At 52.2% G+C, this 9,679-nt stretch carries 11 protein-coding genes and 1 pseudogene; 8 read left to right on the top strand and 4 right to left on the bottom strand.

All coding sequences use genetic code 11. The features are described from left to right. Positions 1–282 precede the first annotated feature (282 nt). From RT21_RS23420 to RT21_RS21460, 4 genes are all read left to right on the top strand, one after another. Positions 283–573 carry a helix-turn-helix transcriptional regulator gene (locus RT21_RS23420; RefSeq protein WP_313404754.1) on the top strand — a complete coding sequence of 97 codons (291 nt, stop codon included), beginning with the start codon at positions 283–285 and terminating at the stop codon, positions 571–573. Between the two features lie 2 nt (positions 574–575). Continuing rightward, positions 576–1,235, top strand: a complete 660-nt coding sequence (locus RT21_RS23095) for a DUF3987 domain-containing protein (protein WP_177327116.1) — start codon at positions 576–578, stop codon at positions 1,233–1,235. Further along, entirely contained in the window at positions 1,151–2,137 is a 987-nt protein-coding gene (locus tag RT21_RS23415) for a DUF3987 domain-containing protein (RefSeq protein ID WP_082082208.1), read from the top strand. The genes RT21_RS23095 and RT21_RS23415 overlap by 85 nt, the downstream gene beginning before the upstream one ends. Positions 2,138–2,383: 246 nt before the next feature. Continuing rightward, positions 2,384–3,454, top strand: a complete 1,071-nt coding sequence (locus RT21_RS21460) for a YagK/YfjJ domain-containing protein (protein ID WP_046164337.1) — start codon at positions 2,384–2,386, stop codon at positions 3,452–3,454. Here RT21_RS21460 and RT21_RS21455 read toward each other — a convergent pair. Beyond that, on the bottom strand, positions 3,443–4,513 hold the full coding sequence (locus RT21_RS21455) for a hypothetical protein (RefSeq protein ID WP_046164336.1): 1,071 nt from the start codon (positions 4,511–4,513) through the stop codon (positions 3,443–3,445). The two genes, RT21_RS21460 and RT21_RS21455, sit on opposite strands and share 12 nt — an antisense overlap. Before the next feature lie 86 nt (positions 4,514–4,599). Here RT21_RS21455 and RT21_RS23410 point away from each other — a divergent pair. After that, positions 4,600–4,843 (top strand): annotated as a pseudogene (locus tag RT21_RS23410) (type II toxin-antitoxin system RelE/ParE family toxin). A 125-nt stretch (positions 4,844–4,968) separates the two neighbouring features. Continuing rightward, positions 4,969–5,949 carry an IS5-like element ISPst7 family transposase gene (locus RT21_RS21450; RefSeq protein WP_046164335.1) on the top strand — a complete coding sequence of 327 codons (981 nt, stop codon included), beginning with the start codon at positions 4,969–4,971 and terminating at the stop codon, positions 5,947–5,949. A 406-nt stretch (positions 5,950–6,355) separates the two neighbouring features. On the opposite strand, the gene radC is transcribed toward RT21_RS21450, so the two are convergent. From radC to RT21_RS21435, 3 genes are all read right to left on the bottom strand, one after another. Continuing rightward, positions 6,356–6,853 carry a RadC family protein gene (radC, locus tag RT21_RS21445; protein ID WP_046164334.1) on the bottom strand — a complete coding sequence of 166 codons (498 nt, stop codon included), beginning with the start codon at positions 6,851–6,853 and terminating at the stop codon, positions 6,356–6,358. 29 nt (positions 6,854–6,882) lie between these two features. Then, a complete protein-coding gene (locus tag RT21_RS21440) occupies positions 6,883–7,785 on the bottom strand; it encodes a recombination directionality factor (RefSeq protein ID WP_046164333.1) in 903 nt (300 codons plus the stop codon). An 88-nt stretch (positions 7,786–7,873) separates the two neighbouring features. Continuing rightward, entirely contained in the window at positions 7,874–8,878 is a 1,005-nt protein-coding gene (locus tag RT21_RS21435; RefSeq protein ID WP_046164332.1) for a YqaJ viral recombinase family nuclease, read from the bottom strand. Between the two features lie 156 nt (positions 8,879–9,034). Here RT21_RS21435 and vapB point away from each other — a divergent pair, with 156 nt between their 5' ends. Further along, positions 9,035–9,265: a type II toxin-antitoxin system VapB family antitoxin gene (vapB, locus tag RT21_RS21430; protein ID WP_046164331.1), complete on the top strand. Its 231-nt coding sequence runs from the start codon at positions 9,035–9,037 to the stop codon at positions 9,263–9,265. Then, positions 9,265–9,669: a type II toxin-antitoxin system tRNA(fMet)-specific endonuclease VapC gene (gene vapC, locus RT21_RS21425; RefSeq protein ID WP_046164330.1), complete on the top strand. Its 405-nt coding sequence runs from the start codon at positions 9,265–9,267 to the stop codon at positions 9,667–9,669. Before vapB ends, vapC begins: the two co-directional genes overlap by 1 nt. Positions 9,670–9,679: the final 10 nt, after the last annotated feature.

Here is a 9,679-nt window from a genome sequence, read left to right as displayed (position 1 = left end):
ACCGTGTTGCACTCAGCTCCTGCAACCGCCGTCCCTATTGAAGAAAGCAAACTCGCCGCGCCCTTAGGGTGGTCATTGCTATTTCCGCTATCGATAGCAGCAATAGCAATGGCCGCCAAGCCTCAGAACGCCGGACCCAGGTGAGCCGAGCTTATCGCGACGCCGCTGTCAAGAGGCAAGCCGTAACGGCCGTAACGGCCTTTCCGTTACCATGTCGTCGTTGCCATTTTTAACGTCGGGGTTATATCTTTTTCTCCGCATCTAGCGCGGAGGAAGTTAACTATGAGCAGCCAAGAATCGATGCCCTTAACAATGCTGCGATTAAAGGAGGTTACAAAGCGAACTGGTTTGTGTAGATCAACTATATATAACAAACTTGACTCAAGGTCGCCTCGCTACGATGCGAGCTTTCCTAAACAAGTTAAGTTGGGAAGCGGCGCCGTGCGCTGGATAGAGGCAGAAATTAGTTTATGGCTTGAAGAGTGCATAAAAATTTCTAGACAGTACCGCCAAATTAATGCAGGAAAATGTCCAGAAAAAGGACGGCGACGTGCATCTTGGGAGAGGGGGTAGAAATGTTTGACCAGAGCCATGACCAGTTTTGGATGCGAAATTTCAAGATGGGAAACGAACCATCTCTCGCGGCGCTCCCCTTGATAAGCGACGCGGTTAACGAGGCGGTAGTTAATATACAAGCCCCCCGTGCGATCATTCTCAACGCGGTACTGACTGCGATTTCTACTGCACTTCAGGGATTAGTTGACGTCCAGAAGCCAAACGGGCAAGTAACGCCGTGCTCTCTCATGCTGCTTGCAATTGCAAACTCGGGCGAAAGGAAATCAACAGCTGAGAACGCTTTTTTGCAGCCTTTCAGAGATTTTCAGTTCGAGCAGGAACCAAAGCATAATGAGCAAATATGTGACTGGAAGGCCAAGAATGATGCTTGGTCAGCACGGCGGTACTCAATCGTAAAGGAGATTAAAAAAAAGAGTTCCAAAGGATTGCAGACTAAAGCTGAAGAGGCAGCATTGTTATCTATTGAACGAGAGCGCCCGGCGAAGCCAAAAAAATTCAAAATTCTCTATGAGGATGTTACCCCTGAAGCGTTGTTTCATGGGATGCACAAGGATCTCCCAACTGCTGGACTGATATCAAGCGAGGGGGTGGGATACTGGAAGGACGCGCTTTCAATGATTTTTCAAAACAAAACGCGATCTGGAGCGGTGATTCAATAACCGTAGATAGGAAAACTGTAGACAGTTTTCAGCTTAATGACGCCAGGCTTACCGTGTCTCTGATGGTTCAGGAAAGCGCTTTTTTTGCACATATGAAACAGCGGGGCGAGCAGGCTAGAGGTTCGGGGCTATGGGCGAGATTTTTGATATGCCACCCTCACTCTACCCAAGGCACTAGATATATTGGTGCAGTAACAAATTCGTGGATCAAGAAAGAGGCATTTAATTCGAGATTGGGTTCATTGCTCGAGGAAAACCTTCGCATGTACAAGGCATGCGCCAGAAAGCGCAGTTTGGTTGGCTTTACTCCTGAAGCGGTACAGCGATGGGTGCAGATATCTAACCAAATTGAGGCGCAGATATGCGCTGGCGGGAAATTCCATTGCCTGGGGGACCATGCATCTAAACTGGCTGACGTCATTGCTCGCCTAGCGGTGCTTTTACATCGCTTTGAAGGATTCGAAGGAGATGTATCGATTACCACGTTGAACACAGCCGAGGAAATTGCCGGATTCTACTCGGAGGAATTCATCCGGCTTTTCAGTCAAGACCACAAGGACCTCGTCGATGAAGAAATCATGCTGAACTGGCTGGCCAGAACACAAGCGAGTGGTCAAAGGTTCATCAAAAGAAATGTGATCAGGCAGTTCGGCCCTAACAGGTTCAGGCATAAGGACGCTTTGGAGTCCGTGCTTATCCGGTTGGCGAATAAAGGGAAGATCGCAGCTGCCACGTTTGCTGGCGACAAATCTCTATACGTAGATACTTGCCCGTGGATGCCTTTCCTTACACCAAACCCGCCGCAAGTACAGGTCACTAACTTCTATTACGACAATGGAAATCAAGCAGCCGGCCACCCAGCACTAAATTTCGGTCAGCGTCTGCCTGGCTGTACAATTTAAGCATGCATCGAGTAAATGGAATTAAGGATTAAGCTCCAATTGAATTGAATTGATTTGATTGCAGATACTAGTCAGTAACTAACGTTAAGATTGCTGTTACATGCTTTGCATGGTTACCCTTATGCGTGTAGATGTATAAGGGTTATTGCGTAAATCAAAGCTTGTGGTGTTTGTACAATGTTATTATTACACAAGCAATATGGCCTCTAAGAGCCATATTGCGTGTTGGATAAAGGATAAAGGATAATGAATATGCTCTATGGAAATGACTGGTTAGCTAGTGTAGAGCTTGAAAAACTAGTATTTGAAGAGCATAAGGGGTCTGAATGCTTCCATCTAGAGGAGAGCTTGATATTAGAGGTAAAGAACATAGAGCGGCTAATGCAAATGATTGGAAGCAGCGTAGAGCCGCTGTTCTCTTTTAATCCGCGCAAAGAGGAAGCGGTTGTCTGTCGGAATCATGGACGGCGGCTATTCACAGTGCTGAGGAGGGGCGTTGCTACGATCACGCATACATTACCCTACCATGAGATGAATCCATATGTAGAAGTGTATTTTAAGCACGTTGATAAGCTCTCATCGTTCTGCGAATTTTGGCCAATTGACGCCATGCGAGGGAAAGTAGCGGAATCTTTTGTTTTGGCTGCTAACGACCTCGTATTAGAACTTCGATGCGAGCTCTCAAGTGCAGACTTTAAGTCAATATTGAGGCGTTTCAAAAGAGCTTCCCTAAAACGAACTAAAGGGCTTGAGCGCTACATTGATGATTTGTTTCAAAAGTATGCAAGGATGTTGGTTTTACGTATTGACTTGTCATATGAGAGTGGTTATCTAAGTGGTCGGCTTGATTTTGGTTCCGACCTATCAGTAGTTAAACGACATTGGTCAAAAATGCAGAAAAACCTTCATAAGGGAAAACCTGTCAGTGGTCTTCTAGGTTTCGCTTGTAAGCTCGAATACGGTCATCTGAAAGGCTTTCATTTCCATCTACTGCTTTTTTACAGCGGTTCGGAGCATCGTCAGGATGGTGGTTTGGCACGGATGATTGGCGAGCATTGGCAAAACAGCGTAACCGAAGAGCGGGGGCGGTTCTATAACTGCAACTCGAATAAACAGCGTTACAGGGACGTGGGGATTGGCATGATTAAATATGATCAGAAAGACAGAATAGAGGTTTTGAAAAACAAGGTTGCCGCTTACCTTACCAAGATCGATTATTGGGTGCGTTTGTCTCCATCGGTGGGTCGCTCGTTTTTTAAAGGCAACAGCCCAAAGCTGAGCTCGACTAGGAGAGGGCGCAAAAGATCAAACGGCTAGATCGTTCGTGCGCGTGATGTTCAAAGCTGGTAACCTTATGATTGTGAAAACGGCAGTCGCTAGCCGCTTTGTCATTTGATATTTATTTGTAAGATATTCAATGACCTCATTTTTTTTAGCATAATGTTTCTGAGTGCTGTCATTTCTAAGATTCCAAAAATGGATAGCGGCCTCGTTGATCATGATTAATGAGGGTGATGCATGCGCTGGGTATTTCTCAACGATATCCGTCGGCACAGCATGTTCAGGGGTCATGTCGTAAAGCTCGGGTGGGAGCACAGAAAGCGCTGCCTGACGCAGTAAATCAATTCCGGTATTAGAAAACTCTTTTTTCAGCCAAGTCACCATGTTTTTGGTTACAAACTCCTTGTTCTCGGGTGTTATGGTTTGCCCGGCGATTAGCTCACTAGATGCCTTGTTGAGAATGTATAGGTCTTGTGACATCCATTCTTCTTTTTGCATCTGTTCAGGTTTTTCTATTTTAATCTTTTCAGATTTTTCTATTTGTTCGATGATATCTAGCGCGTCATTTCGTCGGATTAGTATCTGTCGTTCAGATACCGCTATTTCCTCTGGGGAAAGGTCCGTCGTTGCTGTTGCGACAAAAAAGTCTGCGGTTGAAACAAAAGCTCGCAACGGGCTGATGCTGTTTTTAAATTGCTCAGCGGCTAAAGTTTCTACGATCGATCCGCTGGGGTTGAAAACGAAGGCTTTTTTAAAGCTGCGCTTTAAAATCTGTCCGGTCTTTGTAATCTCTTCCCATTCGGGAATCTCGACTGGAAAGAGTTTTATCTCTGTTTTTACTTTTTTACAGTGATTATGATCATCGCTGAAAGTTGTTCCCTCTTTTTCTCTGAATGGGCTTTGATATGCTTTGAGTTCAGCTTTATCGAGCACCAAAGCGTGCGCTGACACCCACACATCGATATTTTTTGGACGATGAAATAAGAGGGTTACCCCAGCAGCCCTTAGTAGTGCATTTAGTGCATCTCTAGATACCTTCAAATCATCGATTAGGCGGCTTATCGGAAGGGTGGAAACGCATTCGTCAATTAACATTCTCGGTACCTATGGGCACAGCATGGCTTCGTCAAGCACAGTAGGTTTTTTTGGGGCTGTCAATGGGGCTCAAGCGCTAAAGCACGATACGGCGGCGGCACCATGCTAGGGAATGGGAGAAACTTGGCCATACGGTGCGCGAGGTCAAGAAGAAGCCTAGAGAGCGGCTGGAAGCGCCTCGGGTGCAGGCTGACGCTTTGCCCGACATGGCGGGGCACTTCAAATTTAGAACTGCGCTTTTCCGGCTATCGGCTGGTATATCGAGTTGTGGAGGAGCACGTGGTTGTGGTCGTAGTTTCCGTTGGCAAGCGCGAGCGAGGAGCGGCGTAGCAGTCGACTAAGAAGCGTTAGCGACCGACAGAATTGGATACTCGGGGTTGGATTCGCTAAGGACAGTCTGAAAAAGACTTTCTGATTTTGGCAAAATAGCCGAACGCCACCCACCGAGTTTTCTGATGAAGCAGATGACCTTCGCCGATGCCGAGTACGCCGGCAAGCGCAAGCAGACCCGCAAAGAGCTGTTCCTGATCGAGATGGACCGGGGGGTGCCGTGGAAGGGGTTGATTGCCTTGATCGAGCCGCATTACCCCAAGGGTGAAGGTGGCCGTCCGGCGTACCCGTTGATGGCGATGCTGCGGGTTCATCTAATGCAAAACTGGTTCGGTTATAGCGATCCAGCGATGGAGGAGGCACTGTACGAGACCACCATCCTGCGGCAGTTCGCGGGGCTGAGCCTGGAGCGTATCCCCGACGAAACCACCATCCTCAACTTCCGTCGCCTGCTGGAGAAACACGAACTGGCTGCTGGCATCCTGGCAGTTATCAATGGCTACCTGGGTGACCGTGGCCTGTCGCTGCGCCAAGGCACCATCGTCGATGCCACGCTGATCAATGCGCCGAGTTCGACCAAGAACAAAGACGGCAAGCGCGACCCAGAGATGCACCAGACCAAGAAGGGCAACCAGTATTACTTTGGCATGAAGGCCCACATCGGCGTCGATGACGAATCAGGCCTGGTGCATAGCGTTGTAGGTACGGCGGCCAACGTGGCGGACGTCACCCAGGTCGACAAGTTGCTGCATGGCGAGGAAAACGTTGTCTGCGCCGATGCGGGTTATACCGGCGTCGAGAAGCGTGCCGAGCATGATGGCCGCGAAGTGATTTGGCAGGTGGCAGCACGGCGTAGCACTTACAAAAAGCTGGGCAAGAGCAGCGCGCTGTACAAAGCCAGACGCAAGATCGAGAAAGCCAAGGCTCAGGTACGGGCCAAGGTTGAGCACCCGTTTAGGGTGATCAAGCGGCAGTTCGGTTATGTGAAGACGCGCTTCCGTGGCTTGGCCAAGAATACTGCGCAACTGGTGACGCTGTTCGCGCTGTCGAACCTGTGGATGGCCCGCCGACATTTGCTGACCAATGCAGGAGAGGTGCGCCTGTAATGCAGGAAATGGCCGCCGCGAGGTGTTCTCGGCGGCTAGAAACACCGAAATGAGCTGGTTATCTGATCGTTTTTGATCGGTTTGCCGCTTTCAAAATCGGCGGAGGCTGAAGTCAGCCAGAAATGCATGGCTACTTCAGACCATCCCTAAGCTTTCAGCCGCCCGCTTCTGGCGGCAATTGGGCACAGAGCAAAAGAAAAGCGGCACAGCAGTAGGCGGGACAGCCTTTCGGCTGCCCGACTGTATTGCTCATTGGGCTGGGTAAATGCGCAGCTTTGCCTGGTTTTCGAGAGCCAGCATGCCAGTACGAGCGCGAGAGCGCGAGGGGGTTAGCCCAGCTACTGAATCACTAAGAGTAGCGCCACGATGTGGCGGCAAAGATCCGTAGCACCCGTTTCACCCCTTCTTATAAGTAACCCAGTTCCGCCAATGACACGCAGCCTTCATGGCCCACAACGATGTGGTCAAGCGTGCGCACGCCTACCAGGTTGAGTGCCTCCTTCAGCTTGTTGGTCAGGGTGCGATCCGCCTGGCTTGGCTCGGGGTCGCCTGAGGGGTGGTTGTGGACCAGAATCATCGCGGCGGCGTTGTGTTCCAAAGCGATCTTGACGACCTCCCTGGGATAGACGCTTGCGCCGTCCAAGGTGCCCCGGAACAGCTCGTGAAACGCAATGACCCGATGCTTACAGTCCAGCATCAGCAGGGCAAAGACTTCGTACTCATAGGCCTCAAGTAGCGTCTGCAGGTGGCTAAATACGTCCTGTGGCGCTGTAAGTTGCCGTCCCCGGCGCAGGCGCCGGCTGGCCAGCTGGTTGGCCATCAGCAGGATGTCGGCTTCAGTGACCGGTGACTCGATCAGGTAGGTGCCTGCGGTCTCACCGGCCTTGATTTTGTGCAATCGCATATTCAGCTCCATGGGCCGGGTGGCCAGTTTTAGGCATTCAGGGTTTGGTGCTGGGCTTTCAGCTTTTCAGCCAGGCTGGGTTTGCCCGACGGGTGCGATGTGGCTTTGGATAGCGACTGTTCGTGGGCGCTCTCGACGGGAAAGAACTCCTCGACGATGGCGCCGACGTCTTCCTCGTTGTCCTCGAAGGCACCGTTGCCGAAGCCGCGCCTTGCCGCTTCGTCCAGCGCGTTCTGATCGAAGCCCGCTGCTTGCCGCTGTTCATCGAGCTCATTTGCCGTACGCAGCGCCTCGGTCATGTCCATTCTGCTGCGGACGGTCAGGTCGGTATAGAAGATCGGTGTGCCGTGACTCTGCCGGGTGGACTTGCCACGCAGCCGTAATTCCAGCGGCAGGCAGGCCAGGCGATTGCCCGAGATGGCCTGGAAGTAATGCAGCCGAGCGGCCAGGGTGCGGATGCTGTTGAAGCCGGTAGTGCGGAAGACAAAGCTACCCAGCAGATCCTCATCGCCAATCGCCACGTTAAGCCGGCCATAGGGCTTGCAGGCACCGCCCTTGGCCAGCGAGCAAGCATCCGGTGAAGGGCAGGGAAGCGATTGCATACCGTCTTGGGTGACCCGTTTGCAGGTCTCGCCATTGCCCACACATACGGGTCGCCCGGTTTGCCGGTCGAACAGCGTGTAGTCAGCTCTGAAATTCAGTTCCGGCTCGTTGAATAGCAGCCGTACCGGAATGCTGCGGAGCTTGTCGTCCTTGCCTTGGCGCAGCTCATCATTGAGCGGGTGTACCAGCCAGCCGTCGCGGCTCTGTACCTGTGAAGTAATGGTGAATTGGTCATCTTTTTCCGGCAGGCGTTTGCCGTTCTTCTCGATGACCTTGCCAATGGAAATCCGCCCGAGCACCGGCGGGGTGATAGCCAGACCTTTGAGCATGGTGGTTCTCCTGATTAAAAAAGGCCAGCCACGCAGTTCGAACTGCATGGGCTGGCCAAGAGGGAGGGGAGGAATGAAGAGATTTGATTCAACCGACCAGAAAGCGCCGTGCTCCTGATTTGATCAGCGTGTATTTGGCTTTCAGGTGTGGTCTTTCCTGGAGTAATCGAGCCACGTCGAAGCCGGCGCTATCCTTGGCTTTACGCCAACTGATGTACCCGTTGGTGAACTCCGCCCGACTGGCATCGCCCATGGCTTGCTGCAGCATCTGCTTGAGCTGGGCTTCGCGCCTCTCCTTGTCGGTAATTGATTGGCGCAGAGCCTTGAGCTCGATGTAGGCCGTTGACAATCCAGCATGACCGCTGAAATCCACTGTTTCGCCCGAGTCGGTAGGGAACAAGCAGCGCAGGGCGGTCTCGGCGGAAGCTGTGCCGTCGGCGGGTGGTGGAGTATCCGTTTCCACGTACTGCCAGAAACGCCGCTCAAGCTCAATCAGGCGAGCAATCATTTGCTCGTCGCGCTCGATGCGATGGATCTCCAGATGCTGACCGCCGAGCACAACCGCGACATCTGCTGCCTGCTTGCCGGTAACGGCTAGCTGGTGCATCACCTGCAATTGCACATACTCGGGCACGCCTTCTTTCCAGAGGCGCGCCCCGTTAATACCGGCTGTCTTGCATTCAAGGATCTGCACGTCGTCGGCACCGATCACCTCCCGGTCGATATTGGCCAGCATCCAGGGCAACTCAGGATCCGGGTGCTGTAGCACCGCATTGATGCGACGAACCTTGTTCTTGGTGCGCTTGCTGTAGTGCCAGGCCACGATGGGCTCCAGAACATTGCCCCAGTACATCGGGCTGTCCTCGTCATCGGGGTCCGTTTTCGGTAGTCCGGTATCGCGCCCGGTCTTTTCCAGCCACAGCTCCAGCTGCGACTTGTAGGGGTTGAGGCCCACGGCAGCTGCAGCATCGGAACTACCGATACCTTGCTTGCGTACGGCCAGCCAGTCTTCGCGGGGCAACTCCTTGGTGCTGATCAGACGCAGAGCCGGACGGGGTTTGCTGGTGCTGCGGTTCAATGAAGTGGCTTTCATCATGCTTCTCCTGCAGACATAAAGATGCCCAGCCAGCACAAGGCTGACCGGGCGTTACGGTAATAAATCGGACAAATAGCCGGGGATATGCCATTGACATATCCCGCGTCGCTGGCAGACTGGTATATACGTAAGGCATATCCCAAGGAGGTTTCCATGGAACAAGGTGCAGTTTTTCAGAGCAATCGCAGTCAGGCGGTCCGTTTGCCCAAAGCGGTAGCACTGCCTGAGGACGTGAAGCGGGTGGATGTAGTGGTAATTGGTCGAGCTCGAATCATCACGCCGGCAGGCGAGGCCTGGGATAACTGGTTCGATGGCGAAGGTGTGACCGCTGACTTTATGGCCGATCGGGAACAGCCTGCAGATCAAGAGCGCGAGGCGCTCTGATGCTGAAGTTCATGCTCGATATCAATATCTGCATTTTCACGATCAAGAATCGCCCCGAGAAGGTGCGTGAAGCCTTCAAGCGCCATTCGGGGCAGTTAAGTATCAGTACCGTCACCCTGATGGAGCTTATTTACGGCGCAGAGAAGTCTGCTAATCCCGAGCGTAATCTGGCTGACGTTGAAGGTTTCGCTGCGCGCCTGGAAGTCCTGCCCTACGACACGCAGGCAGCGGCTCACTCTGGGCAATTGCGAGCTGAGCTGGCTCGTATAGGAAAGCCTATTGGCCCGTATGATCAGATGATTGCTGGACACGCACGCGCCCAGGGACTGATTCTGGTGACGAATAATCTTCGTGAATTCGATCGAGTCCCAGGGTTGCGTGTCGAGGATTGGGTGAGCGCCTGAGTAATGGCGA

Source organism: Pseudomonas sp. 10B238 (assembly GCF_000970615.1).
In the GTDB taxonomy this organism is placed as follows: Bacteria; Pseudomonadota; Gammaproteobacteria; order Pseudomonadales; family Pseudomonadaceae; genus Stutzerimonas.
This window is presented reverse-complemented; position numbering and strand designations above follow the sequence as displayed.

Coding starts and splice junctions, on each gene's coding strand:
- RT21_RS23420 (WP_313404754.1), top strand. CDS start 283: ATGAGCAGCCAAGAATCGATGCCCTTAACAATGCTGCGATTAAAGGAG.
- RT21_RS23095 (WP_177327116.1), top strand. CDS start 576: ATGTTTGACCAGAGCCATGACCAGTTTTGGATGCGAAATTTCAAGATG.
- RT21_RS21460 (WP_046164337.1), top strand. CDS start 2,384: ATGAATATGCTCTATGGAAATGACTGGTTAGCTAGTGTAGAGCTTGAA.
- RT21_RS21455 (WP_046164336.1), bottom strand. CDS start 4,513: ATGTTAATTGACGAATGCGTTTCCACCCTTCCGATAAGCCGCCTAATC.
- RT21_RS21450 (WP_046164335.1), top strand. CDS start 4,969: ATGAAGCAGATGACCTTCGCCGATGCCGAGTACGCCGGCAAGCGCAAG.
- radC (WP_046164334.1), bottom strand. CDS start 6,853: ATGCGATTGCACAAAATCAAGGCCGGTGAGACCGCAGGCACCTACCTG.
- RT21_RS21440 (WP_046164333.1), bottom strand. CDS start 7,785: ATGCTCAAAGGTCTGGCTATCACCCCGCCGGTGCTCGGGCGGATTTCC.
- RT21_RS21435 (WP_046164332.1), bottom strand. CDS start 8,878: ATGAAAGCCACTTCATTGAACCGCAGCACCAGCAAACCCCGTCCGGCT.
- vapB (WP_046164331.1), top strand. CDS start 9,035: ATGGAACAAGGTGCAGTTTTTCAGAGCAATCGCAGTCAGGCGGTCCGT.
- vapC (WP_046164330.1), top strand. CDS start 9,265: ATGCTGAAGTTCATGCTCGATATCAATATCTGCATTTTCACGATCAAG.